The following is a 12,563-nucleotide window of genomic DNA, read 5'->3' on the forward strand; positions in this document are numbered from 1 at the left end:
GTGCCTCCATGACTGTTGTCCGCCAGACCGCCGCCGAGTCGGCCGCAGCCACCGGCCGCCGTCGTGCGTCCTTCCACGCCCTGACGGTGGACGAAGTCCGCCGGCTCACCGATGACGCCATCGAGGTGACCTTCGGCGTTCCGGCTGAACTCGCCGGCCAGTTCGATTACCTCCCGGGCCAGTACGTCGCCCTGCGAACCACCCTTCCGGACGAGTCCGGCGAGCCGAAGGAAATCCGCCGCAGCTACTCGATCTGCGCGGAGCCGCGCAGCTTCGCGGACGGCGGCAGCGAAATCCGTGTGGCCATCAAGAAGGACCTCGGCGGCCTTTTCTCCACCTGGGCCAACTCCGAGCTCAAGGCCGGCGACGTCCTGGACGTGATGAGCCCGATGGGCGCCTTTGTGTCCAAGCACGGCCGCGACGGCAAGCCCGTGGAACAGAACGTCATGAACTCCATGAACCATCCGGAAGAGCTGGCGGGGGAGCCCGGATCGTTTGTCGCGATCGCCGCCGGATCCGGCATCACTCCCGTGATCGCGATCGCCCGGACGCTGCTCGCTGCCCACCCGGATACCCGCTTCGACTTGATCTACGCCAACAAGGCCGCCATGGACGTGATGTTCCTTGAGGAACTCGCGGACCTCAAGGACAAGTACCCGTCGCGCCTGGCGCTGCACCATGTGCTCTCGCGCGAACAGCGGATCGCGCCGCTGCTCAGCGGCCGGATCGACGCCGAAAAGCTCCAGGCGCTGCTGGGCACCGCGATCCACGCCGACGACGTCGACGAATGGTTCCTCTGCGGACCGTTCGAGCTCGTCCAGCTGTGCCGCGACACCCTTGCGGCCCGGGGCGTGGAGCCGGAACACGTCCGCTTCGAGCTGTTCAGCTCCGGCAAACCGGACCGCCCCGAGGGCAACATCGGCCGGCCGGTGATCGCGGACGAGTCCAAAGAGACGTACAAGATCACCTTCAAGCTCGACGGACTGCAGGGCGAGGTCGCCAGCCCCACACACGCCCGCGAATCGATCCTCAACGCGGCCCTGCGGGTCCGGCCGGACGTCCCCTTCGCGTGCGCCGGCGGCGTCTGCGGCACCTGCCGCGCCAAGGTGGTCAGCGGCTCGGTCACGATGGACGAGAACTACGCGCTGGAGCAGGACGAACTGGACAAGGGCTACGTGCTGACCTGCCAGTCCCATCCCACCACCGCCGAAGTCACCGTCGACTTCGACGTCTAAGCCTTCACCCATCCAAGGAGCCGCATGATTTCCCTGACCATCGCCGACGGCATCGCCGAGGTTGTCCTGGACGCGCCGCAGAAGCTGAACTCGCTGGACGAGCAGGCGCTGCAGGATTTGGCACAGGCGTACGACGACGCCGCCGACGCCGCCGCGCGCGGGGAGGTGCGGGCACTGCTGCTGCGCGGCGAGGGCCGTGCCTTCTGCGCGGGCAGGGACATCGCCGGCGTGACTCCGGAGAGCGACGACGCCCAGGCCTACCTGGGCGGACTCGTCCAGCCGCTGCTAAAGAAGATGAGCTCCTTCCCGGCACCCACCTTCGCCGCAGCGCAGGGCGCCTGCCTGGGGGTGGGGCTCGGGCTGCTGCTGGCCACGGACGTGGTCTACGTCGCGGACACGGCCAAGTTCGGTTCCCCTTTCGCCAAGCTCGGCGCCACGCTGGACTCCGGCGGGCACTGGTACTTCACCGAACGGCTTGGGATGCACCGCACCCTCGATTTGATCTACACCGCGGAGCTCATGAGCGGCGCCGAGGCGGTGGCGCAGGGACTGTTCAGCCGCGCCATGCCAGCGGAGGAGCTGCTGGAGAACACCCGGGCCATCGTCGCCAGGGTGGCCGCCGGCGCCACCGGAGCGTTCAACGCCAGCAAGGAACTGGTGGCACATATCCGCGACCAGCGCCTTGGCCTCTGGGAGGCTATGGAGGAGGAGAACGCCGAGCAGGCCCGCCTCTGCAAGAGCGAGGACTACGCCGAGGGTTTCCTGGCCTTCCAGGAGAAGCGCGCCCCGGTTTTCAAGGGCAGATAGCCGCTCCTGCGCCTTACCAAGCCCTGGCTGCGCTAGTACTCGTCTTTGCTACGAAGCATTCTCATTTCCGGAACGCGCTTGTAATGTTCGGTTATGACTTTGGGGAAATCTGTAACTAAGGCTGTCATTCCTGCCGCTGGACTGGGCACCCGCTTCCTGCCGGCAACGAAGGCGATGCCTAAGGAAATGCTGCCTGTGGTGGACCAGCCGGCCATCCAGTACGTGGTCGAAGAGGCTGTCAGGGCCGGGCTCACGGACCTGCTGATGATTACGGGGCGGCAGAAGCGCGCGTTGGAGGACCACTTTGACCGGGCGCCCGGGCTCGAGCGGACGCTGGAGCTCAAGGGCGACACGGAGCGCCTGGCCGCGGTTCACGAGGCCTCCGCCCTCGGACCCATCCACTACGTCCGGCAGGGAGAGGCCAAGGGCCTGGGGCACGCTGTGCTGTGCGCCAGCCAGCATGTGGGCGACGAGCCGTTTGCCGTCCTCTTGGGCGATGACCTGATAGATGAAGCCGAGGACCTGCTCACCACCATGATGGAGGTGCAGCAGAAGACGGGTGGATCGGTGATTGCCCTGATCGAGGTGGATCCTTCGCAGATCAGCGCTTACGGATGCGCGGACATTACGGCCATCGAGGGCGAGGAGTTCGTCCGGGTGAACAGCCTGGTTGAGAAGCCGGCCGCCGGCGAGGCGCCCTCGAACCTTGCCGTGATCGGCCGCTACGTGCTGCACCCGTCTGTTTTCGGCGTCCTGGAGGATACCCCGCCGGGGCGCGGCGGCGAGATCCAGCTGACGGATGCGCTGCAGTCCCTGGCCGTCGGTGAGGGCGAAGGTTCCGGCGTCTACGGCGTGGTCTTCAAGGGCCGGCGCTATGACACCGGAGACAAGCTCAGCTACCTGAAGGCCGTCATCACCATCGCCTGCGAGCGCGTTGAGTTCGGCGAAGAACTCAAGATCTGGCTCAAGGGTTTCGTGAACTGACCGGAGCCCTGCGGCTCGGGGCGGCTAGCGGGTATCCAGGTCCTCGAACACCAGGAACGTCTGCGTGTCCAGGACCCCGGGCATGGACTGCAGCTGGTCGAAGATCACCCGGCGCAGGTCCACGTTGTCCACGGCGCGGACCAGCAGAATGACGTCGAAGTCACCGCCCACCAGGGCGATGTGGTGCACCTCGGGAATCGCGCGGAGCAGTTCCCGAAGCTCCCGCCAGGAATGCTGGCGCACCTTCAGCGTCACGTAGGCGGATGACTTCAGCCCGGCCTTGATCGGATCCACGAGCGCCGTGAACTTGGTAAGGACCCCCTCGCCGGTCAGCCGGGCAATCCGGGTGTACGCGTGGGCGCGGGAAATGTGGACATTCTCGGCCACCTGGGTCACAGACATCCGGCCGTCACGGGTCAGTTCGGCGATGATGTTCCGGTCCACGTCGTCGAGCGGTACCGCCTGGTCCGCTTCCGCCTCTGCCATTTGTCCACAACCTCCGCCGGTAATCCAGCTCACATTTACGTTTTGTCTTTCAGGTTAGGGCAAAATCCGGGACTTCTCCATGATTCCGCCCGGGGGTGGATACGAAACGGTCCCCGGGACCATACTGGGAGCGAATAGTGGCTACAGAAAGACGGACCAATGACGATCTCCGCAGACCACCCTGCGCAGCAGCCTGTGGCCGCGCAGCAGCCGGCCCCCGGGCAAGCGGCCTCCGCCGCGACGGAAAATCCCGCCAGCGAGGCCGTGCGCAAGTTCGGCATCACGGTCGAGGACTACATGCTTCCCGCCCGGCACCCGATCCAGATCGTGGGACCCGACGGCGCGCCGAACGCGCACACGGAGCAGGGCGCCCAGCCCGGCCACGAATACGGCCTCCCGGGGGACGCGGAACTGATGGCCGCCTACGAGCAGCTAGTCGTCGGCCGCCGCGTCAACGACCAAAACTCCGCGCTGGTCCGCCAGGGCCGGATGGCCGTCTACCCCTCCAGCCACGGCCAGGAGGCCTGCCAGGTCGCGGCGGCGCTCTGCCTCTCCGACGGGGACTGGATGTTCCCCACCTACCGCGACTCGGTGGCCGTGATGGCCCGCGGCGTGGACCCGGTCCAGACCATGACGCTGTTCCGTGGCGACTGGCACGGCGGCTACGACCCCGCCAAGCACAAGGTCGGCATCCAGTGCACGCCGCTGACCACCCAACTGCTCCACGCCGTCGGCGTCGCCCACGCGGCCAAACTCCGCGGCGAGGACACCGTTGTCCTGGCCATGTGCGGCGACGGCGCCACCAGCGAGGGCGACTTCCACGAGGCACTGAACTTTGCCGCCGTGTTCCACCTCCCGGTGGTCTTCTTCGTCCAGAACAACCAGTACGCCATCTCCGTGCCGCTCGCGCACCAGTCGGTCGCGCCGTCGCTCGCGCACAAGGCCGTCGGCTATGGCATGGCCGGCGAACGCGTGGACGGCAACGACATTGTTGCGCTCCTGGCCGTACTCGGCCGGGCCGTGAAACTGGCCCGCGACGGTTCCGGCCCGCTCCTGGTGGAAGCGCACACCTACCGGATGCAGGCCCACACCAACGCCGACGACGCCACCCGTTACCGTCAGGACAGCGAAGTGGCCGAATGGGTCGCCAAGGATCCGCTGAGCCGGATGAAAACCTACCTGACGGAGCGCGGACTGCTCGACGACGACGGCGCCGCCCGGATCGCGGAAAAGGCCGAAACCGTAGCCGCGCAGCTGCGCGAGGGCCTGGGCGAGGATGTCCCCGTAGATCCCCAGGACCTCTTCAAGTACGTCTTCTCCGCCCCGACCCCGCAGCTGAAGGAACAGTCCGCCATGCTCGCCGACGAACTGGCACGCGACGCCGCCTCCGCCACGACTTCCGAGGAGTCCGCACAATGAGCCCCACCGTCACCACCTCCTCCGAGGCGAACAACAACGTCAGTTCCGCCACGGCCCGGGCCGCAGCCAAGGCCGCCGTAGAAGCCGAAAAGACCGGCCCGCAGACCATCACCCTGGCCAAGGCGCTGAACACCGCCATGGCCGACGCCATGCACGCCGATGCCTCGGTCCTGGTCTTCGGCGAGGACGTCGGCATGCTCGGCGGCGTCTTCCGCATCACCGACGGGCTCACCAAGACCTTCGGGCAGAGCCGCTGCTTCGACACCCCGCTGGCCGAATCCGGCATTGTCGGCATGGCCGTGGGCATGGCCATGAACGGCATGCGCCCGGTCATCGAGATGCAGTTCGACGCCTTCGCCTACCCGGCGTTCGAACAGATCGTCAGCCACGTCGCCAAGATGCACAACCGCACCAAAGGCACCGTGAAGCTGCCGATCGTCATCCGCGTCCCGTACGCCGGCGGCATCGGGGGAGTGGAGCACCACTGCGACTCCTCCGAGGCCTACTACGCCCACACCGCTGGCCTCAAGGTCTTCACCCCGGCCACCGTGGCCGACGGCTACCGGATGCTCCGCGAAGCCATCGACTCGGACGACCCGGTGATGTTCATGGAGCCCAAGAAGCTGTATTGGTCCAAGGACCAGGTGGACCTGGACGCGCTGCGGGCCGAGCACGCCGCGAACGCCGAACGCGGGACCTCCTCCGAGGGCCGCGCCGCCGTCGCCCGTCCCGGCACCGACGCCACGCTGATCGCCTACGGCCCGTCCGTCCCGACGGCGCTCGCCGCCGCGGCCGCCGCCGCCGAGGAGGGCCGCTCACTTGAGGTGATCGACGTCCGCTCGATCGTGCCGTTCGACGACGAGACCGTCTGCGCCTCGGTCCGCAAAACCGGCCGCGCCGTTGTCATCGCCGAAGCCCACGGCTTCGCCTCCGTGGCTTCCGAGATCGTGGCCCGGGTCCAGGAACGCTGCTTCCACCACCTGGCCGCGCCGATCCGCCGCGTCACCGGCTTCGACGTGCCGTACCCGGCGCCGAAACTCGAGCACTACTACCTGCCCGGCGTGGACCGCATCCTCGACGCCGTTGACGACCTCCAGTGGGAAGACTGACCATGACCGAACCGAAAGTATTCCTCCTGCCGGACCTCGGCGAAGGCCTCACCGAAGCCGAGCTCGTCAGCTGGCTCGTAGCCGTGGGTGACGAGATCCGCGTCGACCAGCCGATCGCCGAGGTGGAGACGGCCAAGTCCATGGTCGAGGTCCCCTCGCCGTACGCCGGCACCGTCGCCGTGCTGCACGGCGAGCCCGGCCAGACGCTCGACGTCGGCAAGCCGCTGATTTCTGTGACTCCTGTTGGTGTCTCCGTGTCCGGCGGTGGGGCCCCCGGTACGGGTGCCCGGGAGGCCGGCGCGGATGATGCCGCCAGTGGCGCCGCCACAGGCAATGCCGCCCCCGCCCCTTCGCCGGACGGCATTGCTGCAAGCAGCATGCCGTCCGGCTCCGACAGGCCCGATGCCACTCCCGGGGCGGCATTGCCTGCGTCGGCCGGTAGCGCTGTCGACTCACCGGCCGTTGTTGCCGACTCGCCGGCCGCAGTAGCTGCCGAGGTGTACCGCGAGGAGGAGAAAGCCGGGTCCGGGAATGTGCTGATTGGGTATGGGACTCCGGGCGGGCACGGGGTTGCTCGGCGGACGCGGGCACCTAAGCGGGCCGTATTGGCCGAGCCTGTGGCTCAGGTGTCTGCGGCGGAGAAGGCTGCGGACGATCTCTTGCTGATGCGGACGCGGGTTCCGGGGAAGCTGGGGGCCGTCATTTCTCCGCTGGTCCGGCGGATGGCGCGGGACCATGGGGTTGATTTAGGGGAGCTGCAGGGTTCCGGGACGAGCGGGCTGATCATGCGCCGCGACGTCGAGGCCCTGATCAAGCCGGCTCCGGCAGCTGGGCGACCCGCGGCGCAGCCGGCGGAAACGGCGCTGCCCGCCGCCGGTGGCACCGATGCGCGGACCGGGCTGGGCATTTCCGGGCGCACCCCGGTCCGGGGCGTGCGCAAGGCCGTGGCCGCGAACATGAGCCGCAGCCGTTCCGAGATTCCCGAAGCCACCGTGTGGGTGGACGTGGACGCCACGGCGCTCGTGGAGCTTCGTGCCGCGTTGAAGAAGACGGATCCGCACCACGCCCCGGGGCTGCTGGCGTTCATTGCCCGGTTCGTCACCGCCGGGCTCAAGAAGTTCCCGGAGCTGAACACCCGGATCGTCACCACCGAGGACACCACGGGCGGGGCCAGCCAGGAAATCGTGGCCTTCGACGGCGTCAACCTGGGGTTTGCGGCGCAGACGGACCGGGGTCTGATGGTCCCCTCCGTGCGGAACGCGGACAAACTCAGCGCCCGGGAACTGGATGCGGAGATCCGGCGGCTCACCGCCGTCGTCCGCGACGGTAAAGCCACGCCGGCGGAGCTGGGCAGCGGCACTTTCACGCTGAACAACTACGGCGTCTTCGGCGTGGACGGTTCCGCGGCAATCATCAACCACCCCGAGGTGGGCATCCTCGGCGTCGGACGCATCATCGACAAGCCGTGGGTGGTCAACGGGGAGCTTGCCGTCCGCAAGGTCACCGAGCTGACGCTCACCTTCGACCACCGCGTGTGCGACGGCGGAACCGCCGGCGGTTTCCTGCGCTACGTCGCCGATGCGATCGAGAACCCGGGGGCCGTGCTGGCCGATCTCTGAGACTGCCGGCTAGTGCACGGTGCCGCGGCCCGGGACCTGGCCCGGCGGCACTTTGGACAGCAACGTCCGCGCTGCCATCTGGGCCATCTTCCGGGTCGCCGGCGACAAGTAGGCGCCCTCCCGCTGGATGAGGGCGATCGTGTCGAACAAGGGCTCGGCGAAAGGGACGGCATGGACGTTTTTCGGAAAACCGGGTCCTCTGACAATCGCCTGGGGGACAAAAGAGTCAGCCGCCCCTGCGGCGACCAGGCCCAGGGCGGTGTCGACATGTTCCACCTCGATGGCCGGATCGATTTTCAGCCCCTTGAGATGGGCGCGTTCCAGAATCTGCCGGCGGGTGGGGTCACGCCAGCCGGCGAAGGCGTCATAGAGGACCAGTTTCGACTCAGCGAGCTCCTCAATGGTGACCGGGCCGCGTGAAGGATGCCGGGTGGCCGACACGAAGAAGACTTCGTCCCGGAAGAGCGGCCGAACCTGAAGGCCCGTTTCCGCCACCGGCAGCACGATCAGCCCGGCCTCTATTTCTCCCGACGCCACGGACTCGGCCACGGTCACCGAGTTCAACCCGACGAGGCGCACCCTGACCTTGGGGTACCGGCGGTGGAAGCGCTGCACCAGGTCGGCGAGGTCGTAGTGGGCTCCGTACCGCAGCACTCCAAAAGTGCAGACGCCTCCCTCCAGCGCCGACATGGACCTCAGCGCCTCGACTCCGTTGTCGAACGAGGTGACCGATTGCAGTGCGTGGACCCGCAGTTCCACAGCCGCTGTGGTAGGAATGAGCCGCCGGCCGCCGCGGGTGAACAGGCTGTGCTGCAGCTCATGTTCGAGCCGGCTGATGAGTTCGGAGACGGAGGCCTGGCTTGTTTCCAGCTTTCGTGCCGCAGCGGTGAAGGAACCGAGTTCGTAGGCCGCTAAGAAGGCCCGGAGTTGCGCGAGTGTCATGGCTAACCCTGGCTCTCAGTAAGACATTCGGCAGGTTTGCGGACAATGGTGCGGGGTGGACCGCTCGGGTGGCGCGGGCAAAATCAGCTGGCTTAAGCATAGGGCCACCCTGTATGAGGCACATGTTTGGGTCCCGTTGTGCGATGGCACACGCGTCAGTAGCTTTAGGCCATGCACATCACCCAGCGTGACAAGGCTCACATTCCGGGAAACTTCACCACCCTCAAGGCGCCCGCCATCGAGGACGTGCCAGCGCAAAGGCTTCCCGAAGTGGTGGCAACGGTATCCGCGATGCTCGGCGAGATCGAGGCCCGCGGAATGGACGCGGTCACCGAGTACGCCCGGGACCTGGACGGGTGGCAGGGCACGAACCTGGAGATCAGCCAAAACGAGCTGGCAAAGACCGGTGAGTCGCTCTCCCCGGAGCTTCGGGAGGCCCTGCTGGCCAGCGCCGAACGGACCAGGCTGTTCGCGGTAGAGCAACGCGAACACCTCACCGATTTTGAAGTCGAGCTCATCCCGGGAGTCTTTACCGGACAAAAGTACGTGCCGGTGGCGCGCGTCGGCGCCTACCTCCCGGCAGGACGGTTTCCGATCCTTGCCAGCGCCTTCATGACGGTGGGGGTCGCCAAGGCCGCCGGCGTTCCCAACGTCCTGGCCTGCACGCCGCCAACCGCCCAGGGCGGGGGCAACCCCGCAGTGCTGTACGCCGCGTACCTGGCCGGCGTGGACAGGGCGTTTGCCCTCGGCGGGGTGCAGGCCCTGGCCGCCATGGCCTTTGGGCTCCTGGGGGAGCAACCGGTCGACATTCTGGTCGGCGCCGGCAACGCGTACGTGACCGAGGCCAAGCGGCAGCTGTTCGGACGTGTCGGCATCGACCTGCTGGCGGGTCCGTCCGAGGTCGCCGTGATCGCCGACGAATCTGCCGATGCGGAGCTCGTGGCCGCTGATCTCCTCGGCCAGGCCGAACACGGCCCGCAGTCGCCGGCTTCCCTCGTAACCACCTCCCACGAGCTGGGAGAAGAGGTCATCAGGCACATCAGCAAGCAGCTGCGGACGCTGGCCACACGGGACATTGCAGGGCCGGCCTGGCGGGACTACGGCACCGTGTATGTGGCCGAGGACCGGGAAACGGCAGTGCGGATCATGGACCTGCTGGCACCGGAACATCTGGAAATCCAGACCTCGGACGACGTCTACTACCACCAGAACCTGCAGAACTACGGCTCCATCTTCCTGGGCCCGTGGTCCACGGTGGCCTACTCGGACAAGGGCTCCTCCGGCACGAACCATGTGCTTCCGACCGGAGGCGGCGCCCGGTCCTCCGCCGGGCTCTCCGTGTCCCGGTTCCTCAAACCCCTTACCTTCCAGCGGGTCGAAAAAAGTGCAACCCCGCGGCTGGCCAACTACGTCACCACGATCTCCGACACCGAGGGAATGGCAGCCCATAAGGCCACTGCCACTCTGCGGCTCGACCGCTTCAACCGGTAGAAATCCATCACTAGCAAAAGGCGCCTCATGATGAATACAAAAATCCTCCGCAAGCGTTTCGCTGCATTGGTGCCCATGGGCGTTGCTGTGGCCCTCGCCATGACCGCCTGTGGCTCCGGAGGCGGCGGGGGCGGGGCCAGCGGCGGCGGTGAGCAGAAGACCATCACCATCGCCACGTCCAACGACGCCCCCTTCTCCTTCACAGACCAAGCCTCCGGCGAGCTCAAGGGCATTGACGGGGAAATGATCAACGCCATCGCCCAGGCCAAGGGCTGGAAGATCAAAGTCTTCACCTCCGAATACGCGACCCTGATCGCCGCACTCAACGCCAAAAAAGCCGACGTGATCGTGGACGCCATGTATATCACCGACGACCGCAAGAAGCAGATCAACTTCACCGACCCCTGGTACACAGAAGGTGAAGCGATGGTGGTCCCGGCAGACTCAACGCTGGCCTCACGCGACGACGTGAAGGGCAAGGTTCTTGGCGCCCAGACGGGCACCGTGTTCAAGGACCTCGTTGACAGCCTTGGCGGCAGCCAGGTCAAGCTGTTCGACTCGCAGGCTTCACTGCTTGCGGCCGTGGAAAATAAGCAGGTTGATGCGGTCTTCACCGACAGCGCCGTGATCGGCTACAGCCTGGTCCAGAAGCCGAACCCCAAGCTGAAGCTCGTCTCACCCTATAAGCCGTTCTACCCGGGCATCATCGGGGCCGGCGTCCGCAAAGAGGATTCGCAGCTGCTGCAGGACCTGAACTCCGGGCTGGCTGACCTCAAGAAGACCCCCAAGTACCTGGAGATCCTCAAGAAATACGGGCTGACCGAAGCCAACGCCGTCAAATAAGTTCCAGCTTCATGCGGGGCCGGCGGGCGTGCGATCCGCAACCGCGGAGCACGCCGGCCCCGCCCGACCCTAACCTAGGGATTTTCAGTGGACTTTATTACCAACACCATGGCCGTGTTCCCGGCACTCCTGCAGGCCGTTCCCGTCGTCGTGCAACTGGCGCTTGGCGCCATGGCGCTGGCCCTCGTGCTGGGCCTCCTGATTGCCCTGGCCCGGATCTCCTCGATCAAAATCCTCCGCGGCATCGCCACGGTGTACCTGGAAGTGATCCGGGGGACTCCGCTGCTGGTGCAGCTTGTCTACATCTTCTTCGTCCTTCCCAGCATCGGCGTGAGCATCGAACCTGTCCCGGCCGGCATCCTGGGCCTGGGCCTCAACTACGCGGCCTACCTGTCCGAGGTCTTCCGCTCCGCGATCCTCTCCGTGGAGCATGGCCAGACCGAAGCCGCGCTGTCCCTGGGCTACACGCCCTCCAAGACGCTGTGGAAGGTGGTTATTCCGCAGTCCTTCGTGGTCTCCATGGGGCCGATTGGCAACTACTTCATAGCGATGATCAAGGACACCGCACTGACGTCGGTGATCGCCGTGACGGAGATCCTGAAGACCGCCAACATCCTCAACAGCCAGACATTCCAGACCACGGCCATCTATACCGCCGCGGCCCTTCTTTATCTGATCATCAGCCTCCCACTCTCACGCGTCGTGGTGGTGCTTGAACGAAAGGCACGGGCCAATGGCTGACGAGACCATCATCGACGTCCGCGACGTCCACAAGACGTTCGTTTCCGAGACGAAACCGACCTTGTGGAGAAGGCTTTCCGGCAAACCGCACGTGCAGAAACGGGTGGAAGTCCTCAAAGGCGTGGACCTCGTGGTGCACCGCGGCGAAACCATCGCCATATTGGGCTCCAGCGGATCCGGCAAAAGCACCCTGCTGCGCTGCATCAACAAGCTTGAAACCATCGACGCGGGACGCATCTACGTCAACGGCCACCTGATCGGCTACGAGGAGCGCGGTGGCGAACTCATCGCCGAGAAGGCGTCCATCACCGCGCAGAAGCGAACGGACATCGGCTTCGTATTCCAGCACTTCAACCTGTTCCTGAACAAGACGGCGCTGGGGAATGTCATGGCGCCGTTACGCGACGTCAAGAAGCTTTCAGCGGCGGAAGCGAGGAAAGTGGCTGTCCCCAACCTCGAAATGGTGGGCCTGGGCGACAAGATGGACAACTACCCCAGCAAGCTCTCCGGAGGCCAGAAGCAGCGGGTGGCCATTGCCCGGGCCCTGGCCATGGAGCCGAGCGTCATGCTGTTCGACGAGCCGACCTCCGCCCTGGATCCGGAGCTGGTGGGCGAGGTTCTGTCCGTGATCAAGAAAATCGCCCAGCAGGGCACAACCATGGTGATCGTCACCCACGAGATGCAGTTCGCCCGGGACATAGCAGACCGGATCGTTGTCATGGATCAGGGAGTCATCGTGGAAGAGGGGCCGCCCAGCCGGATTTTTACCGCGCCGCAGCATCCGAAAACACGGGCGCTCCTCAGCCGCTCGGGCATCCTGCCGGCCTAGACAGCTGGATCCCAGGGGGCAAGTTGCCGGACGCGGACGGGTGCCGCTTCCGGGCTTT

At 66.2% G+C, this 12,563-nt stretch carries 12 protein-coding genes; 10 read left to right on the plus strand and 2 right to left on the minus strand.

All coding sequences use genetic code 11. The features are described from left to right. Nucleotides 1–8: 8 nt before the first annotated feature. From paaE to galU, 3 genes are all read left to right on the plus strand, one after another. Complete coding sequence (paaE, locus tag AC1DB8_RS01895) at nt 9–1,235, plus strand: 1,2-phenylacetyl-CoA epoxidase subunit PaaE (protein WP_476892032.1); 1,227 nt, start codon at nt 9–11, stop codon at nt 1,233–1,235. Between the two features lie 24 nt (nt 1,236–1,259). Further along, on the plus strand, nt 1,260–2,042 hold the full coding sequence (locus tag AC1DB8_RS01900) for an enoyl-CoA hydratase/isomerase family protein (RefSeq protein WP_476892033.1): 783 nt from the start codon (nt 1,260–1,262) through the stop codon (nt 2,040–2,042). Nucleotides 2,043–2,135: 93 nt separating this feature from the next. Continuing rightward, nucleotides 2,136–3,026 (plus strand): UTP--glucose-1-phosphate uridylyltransferase GalU, encoded by an 891-nt coding sequence (gene galU, locus AC1DB8_RS01905; protein ID WP_441416882.1) that lies wholly within the window; start codon nt 2,136–2,138, stop codon nt 3,024–3,026. A 24-nt stretch (nt 3,027–3,050) separates the two neighbouring features. On the opposite strand, the gene AC1DB8_RS01910 is transcribed toward galU, so the two are convergent. Next, nucleotides 3,051–3,512 carry an Lrp/AsnC family transcriptional regulator gene (locus AC1DB8_RS01910; RefSeq protein WP_441416883.1) on the minus strand — a complete coding sequence of 154 codons (462 nt, stop codon included), beginning with the start codon at nt 3,510–3,512 and terminating at the stop codon, nt 3,051–3,053. Nucleotides 3,513–3,671: 159 nt separating this feature from the next. On the opposite strand from AC1DB8_RS01910, the gene pdhA reads away from it, so the two are divergent. The 3 genes from pdhA to AC1DB8_RS01925 are packed head-to-tail and all read left to right on the plus strand — an operon-like array spanning nt 3,672 to nt 7,659. Then, nucleotides 3,672–4,931: a pyruvate dehydrogenase (acetyl-transferring) E1 component subunit alpha gene (gene pdhA, locus AC1DB8_RS01915; protein WP_441416884.1), complete on the plus strand. Its 1,260-nt coding sequence runs from the start codon at nt 3,672–3,674 to the stop codon at nt 4,929–4,931. Then, nucleotides 4,928–6,040 (plus strand): alpha-ketoacid dehydrogenase subunit beta, encoded by a 1,113-nt coding sequence (locus tag AC1DB8_RS01920; RefSeq protein ID WP_476892034.1) that lies wholly within the window; start codon nt 4,928–4,930, stop codon nt 6,038–6,040. Before pdhA ends, AC1DB8_RS01920 begins: the two co-directional genes overlap by 4 nt. 2 nt (nt 6,041–6,042) lie before the next feature. Further along, complete coding sequence (locus AC1DB8_RS01925) at nt 6,043–7,659, plus strand: dihydrolipoamide acetyltransferase family protein (protein ID WP_441416886.1); 1,617 nt, start codon at nt 6,043–6,045, stop codon at nt 7,657–7,659. A gap of 9 nt (nt 7,660–7,668) precedes the next feature. On the opposite strand, the gene AC1DB8_RS01930 is transcribed toward AC1DB8_RS01925, so the two are convergent. Next, a complete protein-coding gene (locus AC1DB8_RS01930; protein ID WP_441416887.1) occupies nt 7,669–8,601 on the minus strand; it encodes a LysR family transcriptional regulator in 933 nt (310 codons plus the stop codon). Between the two features lie 171 nt (nt 8,602–8,772). Between AC1DB8_RS01930 and hisD the strand changes: the two genes are divergently transcribed. The 4 genes from hisD to AC1DB8_RS01950 all read left to right on the plus strand — a co-directional run bounded on the left by hisD (nt 8,773) and on the right by AC1DB8_RS01950 (nt 12,505). Continuing rightward, complete coding sequence (gene hisD / locus AC1DB8_RS01935) at nt 8,773–10,092, plus strand: histidinol dehydrogenase (RefSeq protein WP_441416888.1); 1,320 nt, start codon at nt 8,773–8,775, stop codon at nt 10,090–10,092. Between the two features lie 27 nt (nt 10,093–10,119). Then, nucleotides 10,120–10,935 carry an ABC transporter substrate-binding protein gene (locus tag AC1DB8_RS01940; RefSeq protein ID WP_476892035.1) on the plus strand — a complete coding sequence of 272 codons (816 nt, stop codon included), beginning with the start codon at nt 10,120–10,122 and terminating at the stop codon, nt 10,933–10,935. 87 nt (nt 10,936–11,022) lie between these two features. Continuing rightward, the gene (locus AC1DB8_RS01945) at nt 11,023–11,676 is read left to right on the plus strand and encodes an amino acid ABC transporter permease (RefSeq protein ID WP_476892036.1); all 654 of its coding nucleotides are present in this window, start codon (nt 11,023–11,025) and stop codon (nt 11,674–11,676) included. After that, the gene (locus tag AC1DB8_RS01950) at nt 11,669–12,505 is read left to right on the plus strand and encodes an amino acid ABC transporter ATP-binding protein (protein WP_441416891.1); all 837 of its coding nucleotides are present in this window, start codon (nt 11,669–11,671) and stop codon (nt 12,503–12,505) included. The genes AC1DB8_RS01945 and AC1DB8_RS01950 overlap by 8 nt, the downstream gene beginning before the upstream one ends. Nucleotides 12,506–12,563 lie beyond the last annotated feature (58 nt).

The organism is Arthrobacter sp. 10N410 (genome assembly GCF_056394945.1).